Here is a 19,891-nt window from a genome sequence, read left to right as displayed (position 1 = left end):
ATCTCGCCGAAAACCGCCTGCGACCAGCGGGCCGCGCTCGGCATGCGAGCGCGCTCGAGAAGCTCGATTGAGATGGACGAGGTGCCGGGGGCCAGGAGATCCAAACGCGGAAATCAAGCCCCTCGTGGCGGCCGTCCCATCGTACAGCCATGCTGCACGTTGGTCGGCATATAGAACCTTATTCGATCCACCTCACTCCTGGAAAAGTGATGCTGTATCAAATTGATTTATGCATCGAACGGGCCCCCTTCACGCCACAGCCTGCAGGCTTTGACTGGGACAATGAAGCGCATGAGCAGTAGCCACCCCATCATCGAGCGGCTGGCGTTGCCGTACAACACAACCAGAATGTTCATCGTGCAGCCCCCCGGAGAGGCCTGCTGCTGGGATACGTCGGGTCGCTTCCAGGGTTCCCGCCGCCGCCAGCTGCACCGGGGTCCCACCGCCGCCGGGATCGTTGCTGCAGCCACGGTCGCCGCTGGCCAGGACCTCGATCCCGGCCGCGAGCAACATGACCAATCGCTACTTCATGACCGTCTCCTGGATGCGCATGAAGGCCCATCCGGAGGAAGCAAAAGCATGACGAGCGGTCGACAGTGTGAGCGTTCACATGTCCGGTGTCAACTTCGATCGACCAGCCTGCCGCTCGGCGAGCGAGGTGCGCGCTGCTGTGGGCATTCATAATTTCACCCAGCCAGCGCGCTCGCGTGCTGAGCCGCGGCACGCCATTCAGCTCGCCCCTGCTTACGCGCTCAGCGTGGGCCCGAGCCACTGGGGACGACCCCTAGCGCGACAAGGGACGACCTTGGGCGCCGCAGCGCTACGGCTCTCCGCCGCCAGCGCTCTCCCGGCCCTGCCGGACCGCCCGCGCCCGCCGCTCGCGGTTCCTCGCCACGCGCGCCGCCCGGCTCGCCAGGAGCTCCAGCTGTCTGGCTCGAAGACCGCGACGACAGATGCTGGAAGAGCAGACGACCTCTGCTGGAAGAGCAGACGACCTCATCGACGCTGATCTCCGGACCGAGCTGCTCGGGAATTTGCCTACGCTCGGATGCCCGCTCGCCGGGCGCGATCGGCGCCCCGCCGGCGGGGATCGGGGCGTCGCGCGTCACTCCGACGACGGCGGGGCGGGATCGTGTACGCTCGCGGGCATGCCGATCACGCGACTCACAAAGCCTGACTCGAAGTTTCGCCTCGATGATGTCTCGACCGATCCGCCCCGCGACGCGGCGAAGCAGCAGGCCGCGGAGCGGCTCAAGGAGCTCGGCGACGAGCTGCTCGAGCTGCAGGAGCTCATGTGGGGCGCGAGGACACACAGCGTGCTCATCGTCCTCCAGGGCCGCGACGCGGCCGGCAAGGACGGGGCGATCAAGAACGTCGTCGGCGCGCTGAACCCGCGCGGCGTCGCGGTCAGCTCCTTTGGCGTGCCCACCAAGGAGGAGCGGGAGCACGACTTCTTGTGGCGCATCCACCGGCAGGCGCCGCGCGCAGGGGAGTTCGCCATCTTCAACCGCTCTCACTACGAGGACGTGCTCGTCGTGCGCGTTCACGACCTCGCGCCCAAGTCGCTGTGGGGCGAGCGCTACGATCACATCAACGACTTCGAAGAGCTGCTCGCCGAGCACGGGACCATCGTGATCAAGTTCTTCCTGCACATCAGCAAGAAGGAGCAGGAGGAGCGGCTGCTGGAGCGCGAGGAGAACCCGTCGACCGCGTGGAAGCTCAACGTGAACGACTGGCGGGAGCGGGAGCTCTGGGACGAGTACACCGAGGCCTACGACGAGGTCTTCCGGCGCTGCGCGTCCAAGCACGCGCCCTGGTGCATCGTGCCGGCGGACGCGAAATGGTACCGCAACCTCGTCGTCGCCGAGACCGTGGCCGAGACGATGCGGGAATACCGCGACGGCTGGCTGAAGACGCTCGAGCGGAACGGGAAGGCGGGCCGCGAGGAGCTCGACGAGTACCGGCGATCGAGGGGCGGGCGGAACAAGGGATGAGCGGGCGGGCGATGCGATGATAACGCGGTGCCGTCGCACGGCCCCTTGATGAATCCCCCGCCCTCGCCGCGCGCGGCACGCCCTGCAGAGGGCACGTCGTCGCGTACGACGCCTCCGTCTCCCGTTGTGCCATGGCCCTCCTGGCAGCAGCGGCCGCGCTCGACGCTCGCGCGGTCGGGTTCGGCTGACGCACGCATGCGCGCGTCTCCCTGATCACGACGGCGGCCACGCACAGCAGGCCTTCCTGAGCAAGGCTTTGCCTTCCTCCAGAGGGGCTTTGCCTTCTTCCGCAAGATGTTGCGCTCCTCAGCAAGGCTCGAATGGGCTCGAACGAGCGAGCGGGTCGCAGCGGCCCCGTCGCACCGGCCCCGCCGCCCGTCATGCGAAGTCAACCGGTGAAACCAGCGGATCCAAGCCGTTCCCCGGCCATTTCACCGCCACACCGCCGCGCGTGAGCCACCGAGCAGGGCGGCACCTCCGCGGCTCTGCATGCACGCCCGGTAGGCCGATCGCGGGAGCGGCACGACTCCTGCGATGGCTCCTGTGCGGACGGAACGTTGGTGGGTGCACCGCGGCGGGCTTCACCGCACGAGGCGCATGCCGACATGTCCCTGACCGAGCAGACCCACCTGCCTCGGATGAAGGAGAAATAGCATGAGTACCGAGAAGAGCGAGTTCGATTTCGAGATGATCACCCCTGAGGACCCCACCGAGCTGGAGGTGAGGGAGGTCGCGCTGCATTGTCATTGCTGCGGATGCGGCTGCGTGAACGACGAGTGACATAGTCGGCGGGGGGGCGCGCCCCCTGCCGCAGGCGCCCAGGCAGCGCTCGCTGCGCTGCCTGGGCGCCTCTTCTTACCCGCGCGCAAGGAGCTGCTCATGTGTGTGAAGCCGAGGTTCGATCTGCCGCGCATCGGCGTTGGGCTCGCCTACCGGCCCTGGTTCGTGCGCGGGATCGAACAACACCGCGATCGTATCGACTGCATCGAGATCTGCGCGGATCATTACATCTACCGGACGGAGGGGCGGCTCGGGCGTGCCGTCGAGCTGAGCCAGCGTCTGCCCGTAGCGCCTCACGGTCTCGAGCTGTCCATCGGCACCGACGCGCCGCTCGACATGAATTATTGCCGTGATATCGCGCGCCTCGCGAAGGCGGTCCGCGCCCCCTGGTACAGCGATCACCTCTGCTTCACGCAGGTCTCCCAGATCGAGCTCGGCCAGCTCACCCCGATCGCGTTCACCGAGCATACCGCGTCGCGCTGCGCGGCCAAGGCCCGGCAGTTCCAGGACATGCTGGGGATCCCGCTGCTCCTCGAGAACATCGCCTATTACCTGGCGATCCCCGGAGGCACCATGACAGAAGCGGATTTCATCAGCAAGGTCGTCAACGACGCCGACTGCGGCATCTTGCTCGATCTCACGAACCTGTACGTCAACGCCCAGAATCTCCGCTATGATCCGTATGAATTCATCGACCGCATCCCGCTCGAACGCGTCGTACAGGTCCACCTTGCGGGCGGAGCTTACGAGAACGAGATGTGGATCGACACGCACGACCACCCGATCGACGGGCATCCCGAGGTCTGGGACCTGCTCGACCATCTCTGCAAGAGAGCGCCCGTGCGCGGCATCCTCATCGAGCGCGACGAGAATCCGCCGGACGACTTCGGCGAGATGCTGAAAGAGGTCGAGCACGCGAGGGCTATCTGGGCGTAAGGCGTTCTTCGCGCAGCCGCAGGCTGGAGGATGGAACGTGTCATGAGTCTCATAGCAAAAGGGCGGACGATGGATAGCGCAGCGGAGGGGCGGACGATGGGTACGGATACGTCAGCGTTTCAGACGGCGTTCGCGCGGCTGCTCACCGATCCTCAGGCGTTCGAGCGCTTTTACGACGACCCGGCGCGCTTCGCCGAGGAGAACGCGCTGACCGCCGGACAGATGTCCGCGCTCCGGTCCCTCGACAAGGACCGGCTGCGCTGGATCTCGGGCTCGCTGAGCGTCAAGCGCTTCTACCTCGTCGAGACGTACTTCCCCGCCACGTTCGCGCTGCTCCGGCGCCACAAGACGCTGTCGAAGGTGGGGCGGAGCTTCATCGCGACATACCGCCCCATCAAGTCCGAACGCCTGATCCGCGCGTTTCGCGACGCCCACTGGTTCGCCGAGCTCATCGAGCGGCATGTCGACCAAGGGGCGCTCGACGTCCCCTGCCTCATCGACGTGATGCGCTGTGAGCGCACCGAGTTCATGTTGTGGTCCGACGCCGCGAGCATCGAGAGCGCGGACGATTTCAAGTCGCGGAACGCGTCGAGGCCGAGCGTCACCGAGGAGGAGCTGCTCGACGGCGCCGTGCGCGCCGGCCGGCACGTCGCGCTGCACGAGTTCTCGTGGGATGTCTTGTCCTTCATCCAGGCGCTCGTCGACGGCGAGGCGCCGCTCGATCCGGAGCCCGCACCGACGCTGATCTTGTTCGGAAGGATCGCGGTGACCGATCGCGTCCAGAAGGCGCGCGTGGGGCGAATGATAAGGTCGTTCCTTACCCGCGCCGACGGCGGAAAGCCTGCCCGGGAGATCCTCGCGGAGATGCTCGGACCGCAGACCGAGCGCGCCGCGCGGGACGCCGCCGAACGAGATTGCGGCCGAGTGCTGCAGAAGCTCTACGCGCTGAACCTCGTGACGATCGACGAAGGCATCGGGTCGAGCGCGCGCGGCGAGGGCGCGGGGCCGCGGAGGGCGGCATGAGGGGGGCTGCGCGATGTCTTCCTGTCGCCCCTGCAGCCATGTCCGCTCGCTCGAAGGACCCAGTGAACGGAGCCTCTCCGTCCTCCGCCCGGATCAGCTCGGCCTTCGGGCACCTCGCGGCGGCGCTGGGCGACGGCGCGGTCCTCGGCCCGGGCTCGGATCTGTCGGCGTACGAGGACCCTTATGCGTTCCACGGCGCCGCGGATTTCCGGTGCTCGGGGGCGGTGCTGCCGAGGTCGGTAGAGGAGGTGCAGGCTGTCCTGGCGGTCGCCAATCAATACGGCATTCCGCTCTGGACCGTATCCACCGGGCGGAACCTTGGGTACGGGGGCGCGGCGCCGCGGGTGAACGGAGCCATCGTGCTGGACATGCAGCGGATGAACCGGATCCTGGAGGTCGACGAGGAGCACGGGTACGCGCTGGTCGAGCCCGGGGTGAGGTTCGTGGACCTCTACGGGTACCTCCGCGAGCATCGGCTGAAGCTGTGGATGTCCGCGCCATCGCTGGGCTGGGGCAGCGTCCTCGGCAATGCCCTGGAGCGGGGCATCGGTTACACCCCTTACGGGGATCACGCCGCTCAGATCTGCGGGCTGGAGGTGGTCCTGGCGAACGGCGACGTCGTGCGCACCGGCATGGGTGCGTTGCCGGGCGCCAACACCTGGCAGATGTACAAGGGCGGGTATGGCCCGTCGCTGGACGGGTTGTTCCTGCAGTCGAACTTCGGGATCGTGACCAAGCTGGGGCTCTGGTTGATGCCCCAGCCGGACGGAATGATGTCGTGCACGGTGCACTTTCAGAGGGAGTCCGACCTGGAGGCGGCCATCGATGTGCTCGCTTCGCTGCGCCGCCGGGAGATCATCCAGAGCAATGCCCAGCTGGGCAATGTCGTGCGCGAGGTGGCGCACCGATATCCGCGCTCGCGCTGGTACGACGGCCCCGGCGCCATGCCCGATGAGGTGATCGAGAAGATCCGCCAGGATTTGGGCATCGGATGGTGGTGGATCCTGCGCTTCGGCCTCTATGGCGACAAGGAATTGCTGGAGGCTCGTTTCAGGATCGTCCAGCGAGCATTCTCAACGATCCCCGGCGCCGAGATCACGGGCCGCGAGCACCTCGCCTCGGGCTCGGACGGCCTCTACGCGTGCGAGGTCGAGGGGCCGGTCGGCCGCCTGGCGGGCGTCCCGGGGTTCTTCGCGTTGAATGCGCTGAAGTTCCGCGGCGACGACTGTGGACACCTCGACTTTTCGCCGATCGTAGCGTCCAGCGGGCGCGATGCGGTGAGGGTTTACGACCACGTGAAGGCGCGGGCCCGCGAGCACGGGATCGACTACTTGGCCGGCTTCACGGCCAGCGAGCGCCACCTGAACCACGTCTTCCCGATCCTCTACGAGAAGCGCGACGCGGAGCAGACGAGCAACGCCGCGGCGCTGCTCGACACCTTGATCAGGGAGCTGGGGAAGCAAGGGATCGGCGAGTGCCGGGCGCACCTGGCTTTCATGGACCTGATCGGCGATCAGTACGGCTTCAACCAGCACGCGCTCCGTCGCCTGAACGAGACGCTGAAGGATGCGCTCGACCCGAACGGTGTCCTGTCGCCAGGCAAGCAGGGCATCTGGCCCGCGGCGTCGCGAAGGCAGCGCGCAGGAACGCGGTGATCTGCGCGTCCACGTCACCGCACGATGCTCGAAGCGCTCGGCAGATTACGGCATCGTGCGCTCCGCCGTCTCGGCGCGCGTCGCGACGCGATCCACGGCGCACTTGAGTTCACAGGGACTCTCGTCCTTACAGCGGATCGTGGCGCCCGCACCCAGGAAGAACTTGCAAGCTCGTCCTGCACATCCTAGAGAAGGAGCAGGAGGAGCGGCTGCTGGAGCGCGAGCAGAGCCCGTCGACCGCATGCAAGCTCGACGTATACCATTGCTGAGCGGCGCGCGCTGGCGCGCAGGTGGGCTTGTCGGCGCGGCCGCTCTCGTGGCATCGCAGCTCCTCGCCTGTCGGTCCTCGCCCGAGCGGGACCGCGTCACCGCAGAGCCGGCGCCGTCCGCTTCAGCGGTTGCGTCGCTCGCCTCGTCCGCCCGCGCCCCCGCGCCGTCCGGGCCCCTCGCCTCGGCGCTGCCGAAGATCGAGGCGCCTGCCGCCCCGAGCGCCGAGCCCGGGACCACGCCACAGAGGCGCGGAGCGAGCATTGGCGGCGACGGCCGCATCGAGATCGAGCAGGGCGGGAGCGTGCGCCGACTCGAGGGTCCGTGCCAGTACACCTACGAGTTGGCTGATCCCATGCCAGGCCCCTACGCGGAGGTCCTCGATCCCGACGCGAAGGCGCCGCGGTTCATCGTCGACTCTTGCGGCGCAGGAGGCACGCACTTCGACATCGTCGCCACCGGCCTCAAGCTGCCGGGAGAGCTCGAGGTCATCCGGGTGCGCTTCCTGGATCCGAAGACAGGGTCGGAGTGGACCTCGGATACCGCGAAGCTCAGGGTCACCGAGTTCACGAGCGTCGGAGCGCCCGTGAAGGGCACCTTCGAGGCCACCATGAGCGCGCGCCTGAACCGCCCGACCGAGCGGATCCGCGGCACCTTCTCGCTCCCCCGCGCGCCCGACCGATATCCACCCTAGAGCCCGACGCCACGAGGCGCTGGCCCGGAGCGCGGCTCCTGGGATCCGGCCCATCAAAACGGCGAAGGGGATCGATGTGCCAGGGGACGACGGCGCCATGGCACACTCGGGTGCTGCGCGTGGGGCGAGCGCCGCGTGATGAGGAGAGCCCGGCGCGGGAGATGACGAGCGCTCCGACGCCGAAGGTACATCGCCGTGCGAGGCCTGGAGACCCGCCGTCGCATGAGCGTCGAGGCGCAGCGCGCGAGGCGCGCCTGAGTGCCGACGCATTCGTCCCGGCAGCCGATGTGGACACCCGTTCCTATCGCGTCTACACTCGTCCATATGTCGACCCCTCACGATCCGCGGTCCATGCGCGAGCGGATGCTCGCTGGCGACCTCTACATCGCCGACGATCCCGAGATCGCCGAGCAGAGCGCCGCGGCGCTCGATCTCATGGCGGCCTACAACGCGACGTCGCCACGGCAGCGCCCGCTGCGCCGCCGCTTGCTGGAGCAGCTGCTCGGCGCGATCGGCGAGGGCACCGAGATCCGCCCGCCGTTCCATGTGGACTACGGCTCGCGCATCACCATCGGGGCGCGCTGCTTCGCGAACTTCGGGCTTGTCGCGCTCGACGTCGCGCCGATCACGATCGGCGATGACGTGCAGATCGGCCCGAACGTGCAGCTGCTCACGCCGACGCACCCGGTGGAGCCCGAGCCCCGGCGGCAGAAATGGGAGGCCGCGAAGCCCATCACGATCGGGAACAACGTGTGGCTCGGGGGCGGCGCCATCGTGCTTCCTGGGGTGACGATCGGCGACAACACCGTGGTCGGCGCGGGCTCCGTCGTGACGCGCGACCTGCCGGCCAACGTTGTCGCGGTCGGTAACCCCGCCCGCGTGCTCCGCGCCCTCGACGCCGGGGCCGCCGCGCCGGCGCCGGGCGAGGCGCGAGGGTGACGGAGGCGCGATGAGCGCTGCCAGGGCGAGGCGCGCCGCCCCCGCGCGGCGGGCCCGCCGCCACGACCCAGGGCGCCGGGAGCGGCTCCTGGCGACCGCGCTCGACGTGATCGCCGAGCACGGGGTCGCCGGCGCGTCCCACCGCTCGATCGCCCGGGCGGCCGACGTGCCGCTCGGCTCGACCACGTACCACTTCGCCTCGATCGACGCGCTGCTCGCCGCGGCGTTCACCCGGCACGCCGACGACGTGGCGGCCCGCTTCGAGGCGCAGATGCGCGCCGCGTGCGACCGCGAGGCCGCGGTCGAGCTCCTCGTCGAGCACCTCACCACGGCCCTGCTCGGCTCGGAGCGCGACCTGGTGCTCAGCGTCGAGCTCTACGTCGCCGCCGCCCGGAGGCCAGCGCTGCGGGCCGTCACCCAGGCGTGGATGCTGCGGAGCCGGCGCGCGCTGGAGATCCACTTCGACCCGGTGACCGCGCGGGAGCTCGACGCGCTGATCGAAGGCCTCGTGCTGCACAGCGCGCTATCGACGGATCCCATGGCGGCCGAGCAGATCCGGCACGCCATCCGCCGCTTCACCCGCTGAGCTCCCGAAGGGGATCGCTCCTCAGCAGTCCTTGCCGACGGCGTTGTCGGCCTCGTCATGCAGAGCGTCGCGTCACGTCCCCTCGGCCGCCTGCCGCACAGCGCCACGAGCAGCGACGAGCGCCCGCTCGTCACCGAAGCACGACGCGGATGAGGGCGAACTCCGATCCGAACCAGCCGCTCGTCGGCCGCGAGTACGTGATGTACTGCACCCGGCCGCCGTCCTCCTCGTACTCCGCGTGATGGACCGCGTCGTACGGCGCGTGCTCCTCGGGGGCCGTATACAGGGTGGCCTCGTCCGACCAAGGGCCGCTGGGGGCCGGGGCGGTGCGCGCCACGATCCGGTGGTCGAACGGGGGCGCGTAGACCACGAGCCACGCCCCGAGGTGCTCGCAGTACGACACGGACATGATGGGCGCGCCGTCGAACAGCTCGGCGGCATCCGAGGCGTCGCCGCTCCAGCCGTCGCCGTCGAAGTAGCGGAAGGCGCCTCGGTCGAGGGGCGTCTCGAGCGGCACGCGCGCGAGGCGGCACGGCTTGGACAGGCCGCCGTCGCACGCGAAGGTGTAGAGGTCGTCGCCGTGGGTGAACACCGCGGCACCCCAGCCTGGCTCGCCTTCCCGGAAGAGCAGGTCGGGGTGCTCCGTGCTCGCGTCCACGATCGGCCGCACCGGCGCCTCGTCGAGGCCCTCCCAGATCGCGAACGACTGGCCCACGCCGCGGAAGTTGAAATCGCCCGGCTCCGCGTAGATGAGGCCATAAGGGATCAAGGCCCGGTCGCGCGCCGCATCGAACACCGGCGCCCCGGGCCACACCGCCCAGCGCGCGCCGCACGGCGCCTCGGCGCAGTCCTCGCCGGCGTGAGCGTCGTTGAACGCCTGCTCCGCCGCGGTGGGCGTGATGAGATACCCAGGCGCCCCGACGCCGTCGGCCGGCGATGAGAAGCCCCCGATCCCGTCGGACGCGTCGAGGTCGTCCGAGATGCCAAACGAGTTGTGGTGCCAGTTGGTCCCTGCCTCGTCGGCCTGCGTGAGGACGGTATCGCCGTAGACCCAGACCGACTTGCCCCACGCGACAGCGCTGTCCCCGCCATCGCGCCCGTCGATCCACGAGCTCTTCTCGACGACGCCGAGCTCCTCGGCAGACTCGACGCCTGGGCCCGGCTCCCCGCCACACGCCGCAATGACAAGGTGGGCGAAGACGATGGGGACAGAACGGGAGAGCTTGATCCATCGGCGCGCGGAGCTCATGACGCCATCATCTCACGACAGCGGACGGCGCAGCTCGTCGGAGCAAATTTCTGCCTTCGAGGGCTCGACTTGCCTCGTGCGCCCGAGAGCCCTCTCGTGGTGCCCCGCGCGCTGTCTGAATAGGCCTCTTCAAGGGATCGACGGCTTGTAGTGATGTGGCCTCAGCATCGACGGCGGCTCCACGTGCTCGATGGGCAGCTCGACGACGAAGGTCGAGCCCATGGCGAGCGCGCTCTCGACCCGGATCGAGCCGCCGTGGGCCTCGACGATCTGCCTGGCGACGAAGAGACCGATGCCCACCCCGGCGTAGTCGCGCGACGAGACGGCGCGCTCGAACCGCTCGAAGATCCGCGCCGTGTTCTCGGGGGCGATGCCGATTCCATGATCGCGCACCGCGATCACGGCCGTGTCTCCGCGCCGCCGTACGCTGATCTCGACGGGGGCATTCGCGCCATACTTCAGCGCATTGGACACGAGGTTCGTCACGACCTGCTCGATCCGCAGCGCATCCCAGTTACCGAGGATCTCCCGCTCGGCGCGCAGAGACAGCGAGCAGCCCGCCTGCGCCAGCACCACCCGGAGGGGCTCGACCGCCTGACGCACCACCTCGACGAGGTTGACCCTCTCAGGGTCGAGCTTGAGACGACCCGCCTTGATGCGCGACAGATCGAGCAGCTGATCGACCAGCCGAGTGAGCCGCGCGACCTGGTGAAGGCTCCCCTCCAGCGCTCGGGCGGCGCGGTCGTGCCCGAGGGTCGCCGCCTCGCCGCCGCCGAGCTTGCGCTGCAGCGCCTGCAGCGTGAGCTGGAGCGCGGCGATCGGCGTCCGGAGCTCATGGGACGCGATGGAGAGGAACTCGTCTCGCTCTCGGACGGCAGCCTGGGCGGCCTCCTCACGGAGCGCCAGTCGGCTGCGATCTTCTACGGCCCTGCCCCGATCGCGGTCGACGCACTCCAACACGGCAGCGCTCTTCCAAATGTGGCGCACCATGAAGACGATGCCGCCGACGATGAGGAGCGACGACTCGAACGCCGAATCGTAGAGGCCGAGCTTCCGACCCTCTACGATCACCCAGCCGAGGATGAACGGCGCGCCGAACGCGGCGACGAGCACGCGGCGCGCCATCACGCCGCCGGCGCCCGCGCTCATCAACAGCTCCACGCCGCTCAGCTCGGGTCGCGCGCACAGAACGCCGGCAGACATCACCAGGAAGAGCAGCGCCGTATGCACCGCCATCTCGGTCGTCGCTCCGATGCCATAAAGATACCCGACCCCGAGCACATATCCGAGCACCGCCAGCTGCCCGAACAACGCGATCAGCACGACCAGCGCGAGGAACAGCCGGCGCACGCGCCGCGTCTTCGCGTCGAGGAGCCACAGGGCCGAGCCGACGAGGACCAAGCAGATGGCCGTCGTGATAGCCATTCTTCCGAGGTGAGGGGTGCCGACGGCGCCCGGCCCTTCCCGAAAGAGAATTTGATCGATAGGGAGCGGCCGATTCAGCGCGTATTCCAGGAGCGTGAGCAACCCGATGACAGCGACTCCGCCGGCGCACGCCCGCGAGAGGCGGCGCGCCCACGAGCTCGATCCCGCGCGGCAGGAGAGCCACAGCGACGCGCCGGCGGCGAGGAAGGCCAGCGCCGTGTTCGCCTTCATGGTCACGAATGTCGGGTGAACACTCTTGAGGATCTGAACATCGAGCCACCAGCCCACCAGGACGGCCGCGGCGGTCACGACGGTGATGGCGCCAGCGACTCGTGGGATGATCCCAATCCAGCCGAGCGGCGGTGAACCACGTTGTTCGCGCGGGCAGCCAAGCCCGTCCAGTGCGCTCCCGCGCCCGCCCGCTTTCGACGTCATCGCTCAGGGTAGAGTGGCTCCGAACACCGGGATGCGCAACGTGGGCAACGTGGGCAACGTGGGCAACGTGGGCAACGTGGGCAACGTGGGCAAATAGAGGCGCGAGGCCCTCTCGTCACGCCTCCCAGCGCCGCGCTCTACGGGTTTTTTGGCATCTTCGGGTCTTCGATCTGTACACAGGGGTAGCCTCAGGCCATCCGCCGGACCATCCTCGTGTGCGGGATCCCCGCCTCGTCGAAGATCGGCCCCTCCTCGACGAAGCCGAGCTTGCGATAGAACGCCGCGGCGGTGACCTGGGCGTTCAGGACCAGCGCGCGCGCGCCCTCCGCTCCGGCGACGCGGATCGCCTCCTCCATCAGCCGTCGCCCCAGGCCCGCGCCGCGAAGGTCCTTCCTGACGGCCACACGGCCCACCTTGAGCGCGCCGTCGTACGGCACGATCCGCATCGTCGCGACGACCTCGCCGCCATCGAGGACCACGAAGTGCTGCGCGATGGCGTCGAGCTCGTCGACCTCGACGTCCTCGGGCACCGCCTGCTCGACGACGAAGACCTCGTGCCGGAGGCGGAGCGCGCCGGCGTAGAGCGGCGAATCGCTGCGGATCGGGAGCACCTCGCCGGCCATTCCCGCTTCGTGCTCCGCCTCGGGCGCCGCGTCCACCGGATTCGGGGCGACGTTTGCGCGGTTCGAGCGCCGCCTCGGGCGTCGCGTCCACCGGATTCGACGCGCCGATTGGATGCTTCGCGCGGCCCACCCGGCCTCGGACGAGCTAGCCTGATCGGACCGTGAAGATCATGACCTTCAACATCCTCTTCGGCGGCGAGGATCGGTTCGAGGCGATCCTCGCGATCGTCGCCGCCGCGCGCCCGGACCTGCTCGTCCTCCAGGAGTGCGTGGGCTGGGAGGACGGGCTCCGGCTCCGGGCCGTCGCGGAGGCGATCGGCGCGCCCGCCGGCGAGCGGCACGCCGTCCTGGGCAACGCCAACCCGCGGCCGAACGGGCGGCGCAACCACGTCGCCGTCGTCAGCAGGGCGCCGCTCGCCGGCGCGCGCGTGCACGCGCCCGAGGCGCTCGCCCACTGCCTCGTCGAGGTCGAGCTCTCCCTCGACGGCGAGCCGCTCGTGGTGCTCGGCACCCACCTCAACGCCGGCAGCGAGGACCGCCGGCTCACCGAGGCCCGCTGGCTGCTCTCCCTCGTGCCGCCCGCGCGGTTCGCCGCGGGCCTCTGGGCGCTCGCCGGCGACCTCAACGCGCTGTCGCGCCGCGACCCCTACCCCGCCGACCTCGGCGCGCGCCTCGCCGCGGCCGGCATCGAGAAGTACGGCAGCCCGCCGCGGTTCGACACGATGGATTCGATCGAGGCGTTCGGCTGGGCCGACGCCCTGCTCCAGAAGCCGCGCTCCTCGCGCTGGTTCACCGCGCTTCGCGGGCGCAACGGCGCGCAGGTGGAGACGCGGACCGACTACGTGCTCCTGTCGCCGCGGCTCGCCGCCCGGCTCGCGCTCGCGGACGTCATCGACGTCGGCGCCGCGTCCGACCACCACGCCGTCGTCGCCGAGCTCTCCTGACGCCCGCGGATCATCGCGCCCACGTCCGCCCCGCCAGCAACAGCGAAGCACGGTTCGAGCAGCCCCGCGCGCAGCGACGCTCGATTACCGATCAGCAAACCGGGCACCGATGCGACCAGGTCAAATCATGACGACACCACTGGAACGACGCGGCTCGCTCGGTATCTTCGGTTCGCCAGCGGCGCCCGAAATGCTTGAATCGTGTTGACCGCGCAGGACGCGCGCGGCGAGCTCCGGTCAGCGAAGCGCTTTGGCCCGCGCCATGGATTCACATTACGGTCTGCAAGCTGGCAGCATCATCGGCGGTGACTTCGAGGTCGTGCGCCCGCTCGGCTCGGGCGGCATGGGCAGCGTCTATCTCTGCCGTCAGCACAGCACCGCACGCCAGCGCGCCGTGAAGGTCATGCACCCGGTGCGCGCCGACGACCCCGACGGTCGCCGGCGCTTCGAGCGAGAGGCGCGCGCCCCTGGGCTCATCGGATCGCCGCACATCGTCGAGGTGCTGATCGCCGGCATCGACGGCGCGTCGGGCCTGCCCTACCTCGCGATGGAGCTCCTCCATGGCGAGACCCTCTCGGCCTGCGTCGAGCGGACAGGCCCGCTCCCGCTCGCGGCGGCGCGCCGCGTCCTCGGGCAGCTCGCGCGCGCGCTCGAGGACGCGCACGGCGCGGGCATCGTCCACCGCGATCTCAAGCCCGAGAACGTGTTCCTGGAGGAAGCCGGCGGCGGCGCCGCGCCGCGGGTCAAGCTGCTCGATTTCGGCATCGCCAAGATCATCGCCGACGCGCGCGCCTCGATGACGGCCGCCGTCGGCACACCCCTCTGGATGGCCCCCGAGCAAGCGCAGGAGAGCCAGGGAGCGCTCCCCCAGAGCGACGTCTGGGCCTATGGGCTCCTCGCGTTCTTCGTCCTCACGGGCAAGCCCTTCTGGCATGGCCGAGAGCTCCCTGTGCTGCTCCGGGAGATCCTGTTCGACCCCATTCCCATCGCGAGCCGGCGCGCGGGCGAGCTCGGGCTGCCGCCCTTCTTTGCCGGGTTCGACGCCTGGTTCTCTCGCTGCGTCGAGCGCGACCCCTCCGCCCGCTTCACCAGCGCGTCCACCATGTGGCCAGCCCTGGAGCGCCTCCTCGACGCCGCCGCGCTTCCGGCGCCGGCCGGCCCGGCGTCCCCGGGCGCCGCGGCGGCGCGTCGCCGCAGCTCGCTCCCGCCCCCCGAGCCGTCCCCCGGCGCCGCGGCGGCGCGTCGCCGCAGCTCGCTCCCGCCAGCCGAGCCGCCCCCCGGCGCCGCGGCGGCGCGCCTCCGCAGCTCGCTCCCGCCGCCCGAGCCGCCCCTCGCCGCCACGGACACGATGAGCGCGCCCGCGCCGGTCGTCGCCTACTGCAGCGCCACGATCACGGCCCCGCCCCTCCGCGACCACGACGATCCCGCGCCGCCCGCGAGCCGCGCGCTGCCGGACGGCCAGGCGGGAGGCGAGGCGACAGGGCCCCTCATCCACACGATCGATGAAGATCACTGCGTCGCTACCTGGAAGGGCATCCTCTTCCAGATTTGGAGCCGGACCACCACGGGAGCGGCGGTGGGCGGGGTCCGGAGCGTCCTGCGCGAGCACGGCAGCGAGCTCCAGGCGACGCTGGTCATCCTCGAGGAGAACGCCGTCCCGGCGAGGAAGGAAGTCCGGAGCTCGCTGGCGGAGCTCTCCAGGGAGCTCGCGGCCAACGGGATGTGCGCCGCGCTCGTGTTCGAGGGCCACGGCTTCGAGGCGTCGCTCGTGCGCAACGTGGCCATCGAGTTCATCCTGCTGAGCCGCTCGCGGCTTCGTTACGACGTGTTCAGCACCATGAACGACGCCGTCGCCTGGCTGATGCGCAACCGCCCGAAGCGGGACTGGCTGAGGGAGCTGCCAGGGGTCGCGGAGGCCCTCCGCCGCGAGGCGGCGGCGCGCGCGGCGCGGACGGCGCCCACGTCCCCGCGATGAGCCGAGCGCGCCGGCCGGGGCGAGCGCGGCAGCTCGCCGGGCGCGCTCCGCGGCCCTGAAGGCGCCGCCTTTCGGCTACGCTCGCCGTGAGACGCCTCGCGAGAGCGCGACGTCTCGCAGGAGGAGAAGAGAGCTTGGTGGATCTGCCGATGATGGACCGTGCGCCCGAGGACGACGCGGCGGCTCGACGCGACCGCCTGCTCGCCGCCCTGCTCCGCGGGCCGGACGGCCTCGTGCTGCTCCGCTGCGACGCGGGCCTGGCGATCCTCGTCGGCAAGGCGGCGCCCCTCCAGATCGCGCTCGTCACGGCCCCCGGCGCCCCCTCGGCCGACGAGATCCGCGCCCGGATCGAGCCGCTCGTGAAGGCGGTGCAGCCCGGCGGGCCGCCCACGCACTTCGTGCTGGTGGGCGGCGCCGCTGCCGACGGCGAGGCCGCGCTCGCCAAGGTCGCGCCGTTCGTGCAGCCCGTGCCGATGGGCTTCCACCACCTCGACGCGGCGGGCGAGCTCGCGCGCGTGAAGGGGCAGGCGCTGCCGGCCCTCGATCGGGCCTTCGAGCGCCTCGCCGAGGTGGGCCCGATCGAGCCCGCCGCGATCGCCGAGGCGCTCGCGGAGGGGGAGGCGCTGGCGCGGCAGGAGCGCGCGATCGTCGACCGGCTGAGGGGAAGCCGCCGCGTCACGGTGACGCTCGTGATCGCGTGCGCCGTGCTCCTCGCCGTGAGCTACGCGTTCGGCTCGGGCACCCACGAGGCGGCGCTGTGGCGCATGGGCGCCAACAGCGGCGAGGCGGTGCGCAGCGGGGAGCTCTACCGGCTCCTCGCCTCGGCGTTCCTGCACGCCGATCCGGTCCACCTCTTCGTCAACATGCTGGCGCTCTGGTCGTTCGGCCCGATGCTCGAGGCGCTCCTCGGCCCGCGGCGCTTTATCCTGCTCTACGGGGCCTCGGCGCTGGGCGGGGCGCTCGCGAGCACGATGCTGGAGGACCGGTGGAGCGTCGGCGCGTCGGGCGCGATCTGGGGCCTCATGACGGCCGGCATCGGCGTCGCGCTCCGGCCGCACGGGCTCCTGCCCCCCGCGATGATCGCGCAGATGCGCAGCCGCGCGTGGCTGCCGCTCGGGCTCAACCTCGTCTACAGCTTTCAGCCTGGCGTCGATCTGCTCGCGCACCTGGGCGGCGGCGTCGTCGGCTTCGCGCTCGTCGTCACGGTCCTCCCCCGGGGCCTCACGCCCGTGGAGCAGCGCAGGAGCGCGGCGGACGCCGAGCCGAGGCCGCGCCCCCTCCTCACCGCGGCGGCCGCCCTCACGGCCGCGGCGATGGCGCTGTCCGTGGCGGCGGCGCTCGCCGCCGGCCGCCCGTGGGAGCTCCTCGCGCCGCCGGCGCTCACGCGCACCGCGGTCGCGGACACGGGCCTCACCCTGGACCTGCCGGAGGCGCTCGCGAGCACCGCGTCCGTGGAGGACATCGCCGGCGTCCGCTTCCACACGTACGGGCAGCGGCCCCGGACGCCCGTCGTGTTCCAGGTCGCCGTCTTCCCGCTCGAGGGCGAGGTGCCGCCCGATCAGCTGGACGCTTTCGTCGAGCAGGAACGCAGGGTGCTCGACGAGCAACGGCCGGCGAGCACCGTCACGAAGGGCCCGGCGACGCGCGTCACGCTGGGCGGGCGGCCGGCGGCGAGCGTCAGGAACGGGCTCAAGAACGGGGTGCAGATGGTGAGCTACGTCGTCGTGCTCGGGAACCGGGAGGTGATGCTCCAGGCCTACTCGACGGCGGATCGGCCGGCGACCTGGGAGGGGATCGAGGAGAAGGTGGCGGCGTCGATCCGGGCGCAGTAACACGCGGCGGGCGGCGCCCGCGGCCGGCGCCGCGCGCGAACGATCTTGCGGAGCTCGCGATCCCATGGAGCACATGAATCCTCTGATGCAGCCGATCGGCCACCCCCTCCCCGGCTGGACGCCGCGGCCGCTGCCGCCGCGCGAGATCCTGCTCGGGCGCACGTGCCGACTCGAGCCGCTCGACCCCGAGAGACACGCGGCGGATCTCCATGCGGCCAACCTCGCGGACGCGGAGGGGCGAGGCTGGACCTACCTGCCCTATGGGCCCTTCGCGACCCTCTCGGACTACCGCGCCTGGATGGACGCCACGTGCCTTGGCGGCGATCCGCTGTTCCATGCGATCGTCGACGCGGCGACCGGGCGGGCGATGGGCGTCGCGGCCTACCTGCGGATCGACCCCAAGAGCGGCGTCATCGAGGTCGGGCACCTCAAGTACTCGCCGCTCCTTCAGAGGACGCCGGCGGCGACGGAGGCGATGTACCTGATGATGCGGCGGGCGTTCGACGAGCTCGGCTACCGGCGCTACGAGTGGAAGTGCGACGCGCTCAACGCGGCGTCGCGGGCGGCGGCGGCGAGGCTCGGGTTCCGCTTCGAAGGCGTGTTCCGGCAGGCCACCGTGGTCAAGGGGCGCAACCGCGACACCGCGTGGCACGCGATCATCGACAAGGAGTGGCCGGCGGCGAAGGCGGCCTTCGAGCGCTGGCTCGATCCATCGAACTTCGACGGCGCGGGCCGCCAGCGGCAGAGCCTCTCCGCGCTGATGGGCGCCGAGGTGCGGGGATAGCCGAACGACGGCGCGCGGAAGCCGAGCGACGGCGAGGCGGCGCCGAACGCGCCTGGCCGGAGGCGCCGCGCGGCCCTACCCTGACCGCCATGAAAAAGCTCCGTGTCGATGTCTGGTCCGACATCGCGTGCCCGTGGTGCTACGTCGGCAAGCGCCGGCTCGAGGCCGCGCTCGCCAGGTTCCCGCACCGGGACGCCGTCGAGGTCGTCTGGCGCGCGTTCGAGCTCGACCCCTCGGCGAAGCGCGTCCTCGACACCGACGTCTCGCAGGCCGAGCGCCTCGCGAGGAAGTACGGCATGCCCGTCGCCAAGGCCGAGGCGATGATCCGGCAGATGACCGAGCTGGCCGCGGCGGACGGCCTCGATCTCCGCTTCGACAAGGTCCGGTCCGGCAACACCTTCGACGCGCACCGCGTGCTCCACCTCGCGGCCGAGCGCGGCGTGCAGGACGCGGTGAAGGAGCGGCTGCTCCGCGGCTACATGACCGACGGCGAGGCGATCGGCGAGCCGGAGGTGCTCGCGCGCCTCGCCGGCGAGGCGGGGCTCGACCCGGAGGAGGTCCGCGCCGCGCTCGCGGGCGACGCCTACGCGCGCGAGGTGCGGGCCGACGAGGCCGAGGCGCGCGCGATCGGCATCACGGGCGTCCCCTTCTTCGCGTTCGGCGGGCGGTACGGCGTCTCCGGCGCGCAGCCGGCGGAGGCCCTCCTCGGCGTGCTCCAGAAGGCATGGGACGAGGCGGCCGACGCGCCTGAGCAGGCGTTCGCCGAGGGGGCGGCCTGCGGCCCGGACGGGTGCGCATGAGCCGCCGGGCGTGATAGGGGTTCGCGGCGGATGTCGATTCAATGGTACCCAGGCCACATGACAAAGGCTCGGCGCACGATCGCCGAGTCGATGCCGTCGCAGGACGTCGTCATCGAGGTGCTCGACGCCCGCATGCCGCTGGCCAGCGAGAACCCCGTCCTGGCCGAGCTGCGCGGTCAGAAGCCGTGCATCAAGGTGCTGAACAAGAGCGATCTGGCGGACCCGGCCGTCACGACGGCGTGGCTCCGCCACTTCGAGGCGGAGCGCGCTGCCCCTCCTGACGAGGCGCAGCGCGACGCCTCGCCGGGGGGCAAGGTGCTCGCGATCGCGATCTCCGCGAGCCAGTCGTCCGAGGCGCGGCGCCGCATCCCGGAGCTCTGCAAGCGCCTCGCGCCCCCCAAGGCCGGCCCCGGCAAGGTGGTGCGGGCCATGATCGTGGGGATCCCCAACGTCGGCAAATCCACGCTCATCAACGCGCTCATGGAGCGCAAGGTGGCCAAGGTCGGCGATGAGCCCGCGGTCACGAAGAGCCAGCAGCTCGTCACCTTGAAGACCGGCATGGCCATCTCCGACAACCCGGGGATCCTGTGGCCCAAGATCGACGATGAGGCGGCCTCGTTCCGCCTGGCCGTGGGCGGGGCGATCCCCGACACGGCCATCGACTACCAGAGCGTGGCCCTGTTCGCGGCGGGGTACTTCCTGCGGCGCTACCCCGAGCTCCTCGTCGCCCGCTACAAGCTGAAGGAGCTGCCGGAGACGGCCGCCGCGCTCATCGAGGAGATCGGCCGCCGCCGCGGCTGCCTGCGCAGCGGCGGGTCGGTGGACCTGCACAAGGCGTCGGACATCCTGGTCCACGACTTCCGCGCCGGGAGGCTCGGGCGCATCAGCCTGGAAGAGCCGCCGGGGCTGGAGTCACCGTCGGGGATCGAAGAGAGCGCCTGACCCGCGCC

General features: G+C 70.6%; 18 protein-coding genes. 15 read left to right on the top strand and 3 right to left on the bottom strand.

Annotated elements, in window-relative coordinates:
• Nucleotides 1-1,148: 1,148 nt before the first annotated feature.
• The 8 genes from WME90_RS07660 to WME90_RS07625 all read left to right on the top strand — a co-directional run bounded on the left by WME90_RS07660 (nucleotide 1,149) and on the right by WME90_RS07625 (nucleotide 8,874).
• Nucleotides 1,149-1,994, top strand: coding sequence for a PPK2 family polyphosphate kinase (locus WME90_RS07660; protein ID WP_437280422.1), 846 nt, complete (start codon nucleotides 1,149-1,151; stop codon nucleotides 1,992-1,994).
• A 654-nt stretch (nucleotides 1,995-2,648) separates the two neighbouring features.
• Nucleotides 2,649-2,774, top strand: coding sequence for a hypothetical protein (locus tag WME90_RS07655; protein ID WP_437280421.1), 126 nt, complete (start codon nucleotides 2,649-2,651; stop codon nucleotides 2,772-2,774).
• 99 nt (nucleotides 2,775-2,873) lie between these two features.
• Complete coding sequence (locus tag WME90_RS07650; protein WP_437280420.1) at nucleotides 2,874-3,710, top strand: DUF692 domain-containing protein; 837 nt, start codon at nucleotides 2,874-2,876, stop codon at nucleotides 3,708-3,710.
• Nucleotides 3,711-3,752: 42 nt separating this feature from the next.
• Nucleotides 3,753-4,733 (top strand): hypothetical protein, encoded by a 981-nt coding sequence (locus WME90_RS07645; protein ID WP_437280419.1) that lies wholly within the window; start codon nucleotides 3,753-3,755, stop codon nucleotides 4,731-4,733.
• 62 nt (nucleotides 4,734-4,795) lie between these two features.
• Nucleotides 4,796-6,388, top strand: coding sequence for an FAD-binding oxidoreductase (locus WME90_RS07640; protein WP_437280418.1), 1,593 nt, complete (start codon nucleotides 4,796-4,798; stop codon nucleotides 6,386-6,388).
• A gap of 316 nt (nucleotides 6,389-6,704) precedes the next feature.
• Complete coding sequence (locus tag WME90_RS07635) at nucleotides 6,705-7,349, top strand: hypothetical protein (protein WP_437280417.1); 645 nt, start codon at nucleotides 6,705-6,707, stop codon at nucleotides 7,347-7,349.
• 324 nt (nucleotides 7,350-7,673) lie between these two features.
• The gene (locus WME90_RS07630; RefSeq protein ID WP_437280416.1) at nucleotides 7,674-8,288 is read left to right on the top strand and encodes a sugar O-acetyltransferase; all 615 of its coding nucleotides are present in this window, start codon (nucleotides 7,674-7,676) and stop codon (nucleotides 8,286-8,288) included.
• Between the two features lie 10 nt (nucleotides 8,289-8,298).
• Nucleotides 8,299-8,874: a TetR/AcrR family transcriptional regulator gene (locus WME90_RS07625; protein ID WP_437280415.1), complete on the top strand. Its 576-nt coding sequence runs from the start codon at nucleotides 8,299-8,301 to the stop codon at nucleotides 8,872-8,874.
• A 130-nt stretch (nucleotides 8,875-9,004) separates the two neighbouring features.
• On the opposite strand, the gene WME90_RS07620 is transcribed toward WME90_RS07625, so the two are convergent.
• A complete protein-coding gene (locus WME90_RS07620) occupies nucleotides 9,005-10,123 on the bottom strand; it encodes a DUF4185 domain-containing protein (RefSeq protein ID WP_437280414.1) in 1,119 nt (372 codons plus the stop codon).
• 129 nt (nucleotides 10,124-10,252) lie between these two features.
• Complete coding sequence (locus WME90_RS07615) at nucleotides 10,253-11,548, bottom strand: sensor histidine kinase (RefSeq protein ID WP_437280413.1); 1,296 nt, start codon at nucleotides 11,546-11,548, stop codon at nucleotides 10,253-10,255.
• 106 nt (nucleotides 11,549-11,654) lie between these two features.
• On the opposite strand from WME90_RS07615, the gene WME90_RS07610 reads away from it, so the two are divergent.
• The gene (locus tag WME90_RS07610; protein ID WP_437280412.1) at nucleotides 11,655-11,798 is read left to right on the top strand and encodes a hypothetical protein; all 144 of its coding nucleotides are present in this window, start codon (nucleotides 11,655-11,657) and stop codon (nucleotides 11,796-11,798) included.
• A gap of 373 nt (nucleotides 11,799-12,171) precedes the next feature.
• On the opposite strand, the gene WME90_RS07605 is transcribed toward WME90_RS07610, so the two are convergent.
• A complete protein-coding gene (locus WME90_RS07605) occupies nucleotides 12,172-12,606 on the bottom strand; it encodes a GNAT family N-acetyltransferase (protein WP_437280411.1) in 435 nt (144 codons plus the stop codon).
• A 170-nt stretch (nucleotides 12,607-12,776) separates the two neighbouring features.
• Between WME90_RS07605 and WME90_RS07600 the strand changes: the two genes are divergently transcribed.
• The 6 genes from WME90_RS07600 (at nucleotide 12,777) to ylqF (ending at nucleotide 19,883) form a co-directional block, all read left to right on the top strand.
• Nucleotides 12,777-13,550, top strand: coding sequence for an endonuclease/exonuclease/phosphatase family protein (locus WME90_RS07600; RefSeq protein ID WP_437283574.1), 774 nt, complete (start codon nucleotides 12,777-12,779; stop codon nucleotides 13,548-13,550).
• Between the two features lie 262 nt (nucleotides 13,551-13,812).
• Nucleotides 13,813-15,525 carry a serine/threonine protein kinase gene (locus WME90_RS07595; RefSeq protein WP_437280410.1) on the top strand — a complete coding sequence of 571 codons (1,713 nt, stop codon included), beginning with the start codon at nucleotides 13,813-13,815 and terminating at the stop codon, nucleotides 15,523-15,525.
• A 149-nt stretch (nucleotides 15,526-15,674) separates the two neighbouring features.
• The gene (locus tag WME90_RS07590) at nucleotides 15,675-17,357 is read left to right on the top strand and encodes a rhomboid family intramembrane serine protease (protein ID WP_437280409.1); all 1,683 of its coding nucleotides are present in this window, start codon (nucleotides 15,675-15,677) and stop codon (nucleotides 17,355-17,357) included.
• A 64-nt stretch (nucleotides 17,358-17,421) separates the two neighbouring features.
• Nucleotides 17,422-18,141 carry a GNAT family N-acetyltransferase gene (locus WME90_RS07585; protein WP_437280408.1) on the top strand — a complete coding sequence of 240 codons (720 nt, stop codon included), beginning with the start codon at nucleotides 17,422-17,424 and terminating at the stop codon, nucleotides 18,139-18,141.
• Between the two features lie 89 nt (nucleotides 18,142-18,230).
• Nucleotides 18,231-18,941 (top strand): DsbA family oxidoreductase, encoded by a 711-nt coding sequence (locus WME90_RS07580; RefSeq protein WP_437280407.1) that lies wholly within the window; start codon nucleotides 18,231-18,233, stop codon nucleotides 18,939-18,941.
• Nucleotides 18,942-18,971: 30 nt separating this feature from the next.
• Nucleotides 18,972-19,883, top strand: a complete 912-nt coding sequence (ylqF, locus tag WME90_RS07575) for a ribosome biogenesis GTPase YlqF (RefSeq protein WP_437280406.1) — start codon at nucleotides 18,972-18,974, stop codon at nucleotides 19,881-19,883.
• Nucleotides 19,884-19,891 lie beyond the last annotated feature (8 nt).

It is taken from the genome of Sorangium sp. So ce375 (assembly GCF_051473855.1).
In the GTDB taxonomy this organism is placed as follows: domain Bacteria; phylum Myxococcota_A; class Polyangia; order Polyangiales; family Polyangiaceae; genus Sorangium.
This window is presented reverse-complemented; position numbering and strand designations above follow the sequence as displayed.

Excerpts from the sequence above, each read along its gene's own strand:
- WME90_RS07660 (WP_437280422.1), top strand. The coding sequence starts at position 1,149 with ATGCCGATCACGCGACTCACAAAGCCTGACTCGAAGTTTCGCCTCGAT.
- WME90_RS07655 (WP_437280421.1), top strand. The coding sequence starts at position 2,649 with ATGAGTACCGAGAAGAGCGAGTTCGATTTCGAGATGATCACCCCTGAG.
- WME90_RS07650 (WP_437280420.1), top strand. The coding sequence starts at position 2,874 with ATGTGTGTGAAGCCGAGGTTCGATCTGCCGCGCATCGGCGTTGGGCTC.
- WME90_RS07645 (WP_437280419.1), top strand. The coding sequence starts at position 3,753 with ATGAGTCTCATAGCAAAAGGGCGGACGATGGATAGCGCAGCGGAGGGG.
- WME90_RS07630 (WP_437280416.1), top strand. The coding sequence starts at position 7,674 with ATGTCGACCCCTCACGATCCGCGGTCCATGCGCGAGCGGATGCTCGCT.
- WME90_RS07625 (WP_437280415.1), top strand. The coding sequence starts at position 8,299 with ATGAGCGCTGCCAGGGCGAGGCGCGCCGCCCCCGCGCGGCGGGCCCGC.
- WME90_RS07620 (WP_437280414.1), bottom strand. The coding sequence starts at position 10,123 with ATGAGCTCCGCGCGCCGATGGATCAAGCTCTCCCGTTCTGTCCCCATC.
- WME90_RS07615 (WP_437280413.1), bottom strand. The coding sequence starts at position 11,548 with ATGGCTATCACGACGGCCATCTGCTTGGTCCTCGTCGGCTCGGCCCTG.
- WME90_RS07610 (WP_437280412.1), top strand. The coding sequence starts at position 11,655 with ATGACAGCGACTCCGCCGGCGCACGCCCGCGAGAGGCGGCGCGCCCAC.
- WME90_RS07605 (WP_437280411.1), bottom strand. The coding sequence starts at position 12,606 with ATGGCCGGCGAGGTGCTCCCGATCCGCAGCGATTCGCCGCTCTACGCC.
- WME90_RS07600 (WP_437283574.1), top strand. The coding sequence starts at position 12,777 with ATGACCTTCAACATCCTCTTCGGCGGCGAGGATCGGTTCGAGGCGATC.
- WME90_RS07595 (WP_437280410.1), top strand. The coding sequence starts at position 13,813 with ATGGATTCACATTACGGTCTGCAAGCTGGCAGCATCATCGGCGGTGAC.
- WME90_RS07590 (WP_437280409.1), top strand. The coding sequence starts at position 15,675 with ATGATGGACCGTGCGCCCGAGGACGACGCGGCGGCTCGACGCGACCGC.
- WME90_RS07585 (WP_437280408.1), top strand. The coding sequence starts at position 17,422 with ATGGAGCACATGAATCCTCTGATGCAGCCGATCGGCCACCCCCTCCCC.
- WME90_RS07580 (WP_437280407.1), top strand. The coding sequence starts at position 18,231 with ATGAAAAAGCTCCGTGTCGATGTCTGGTCCGACATCGCGTGCCCGTGG.
- ylqF (WP_437280406.1), top strand. The coding sequence starts at position 18,972 with ATGTCGATTCAATGGTACCCAGGCCACATGACAAAGGCTCGGCGCACG.